Annotated in this window: 1 pseudogene; it reads right to left on the bottom strand. The window is 43.8% G+C overall.

Annotated features, from left to right (window positions below):
- Positions 1-194: 194 nt before the first annotated feature.
- Positions 195-356, bottom strand: a pseudogene (locus tag DW103_RS18485) (transposase); the annotation flags it as partial.
- Between the last annotated feature and the right edge of the window lie 135 nt (positions 357-491).

Raw genomic sequence — 491 nt, 5'->3', positions numbered from 1 at the left:
ATGAATGAAAAAAAAGCGGCATAGACAAAAACTGAATAGAAACTGATTCTGAACTATGAGAAAAGGGGATATGACTATTTTGACACATCCCCGACGAGCGTAGGTCTTTATGGAACTTATTTCTTTTTTCAGGTTTGATGATTGATAACGTTTTCAGCGATTTCCCTAAGAGCCAGAAAGGGATCTTGGTCTTTTTTCTTAGCCGTATGCACGATAGAGTGGATTACACAAAAAGCGCTGGCGCCTTCATCCGATTTAAACTGCCCGCTTACCTTCTGTTTGACTTTTAAGGGGCGGATAGCCCGTTCGGAGGCATTGTTGTCGGGTGGGACATTGAGGTTTTCAAGAAAGAGGAAGAGTATGTTTACACCATAGCTGACTCCCGGTTTCACCCAGGATGGAAAATCCGCGCGATTACAATGACCGCATGTGCATCTTTTTTCAATGCCTATATGCTCCGTTATCCGGGGCCTTACCGGAAGAGGAATATC

The sequence above is a fragment of the Parabacteroides sp. AM08-6 genome, assembly GCF_003473295.1.
In the GTDB taxonomy this organism is placed as follows: domain Bacteria; phylum Bacteroidota; class Bacteroidia; order Bacteroidales; family Tannerellaceae; genus Parabacteroides.
Note: the sequence above shows the minus strand (reverse complement) of the source record. Positions and strands in the feature narration are given on the sequence as shown.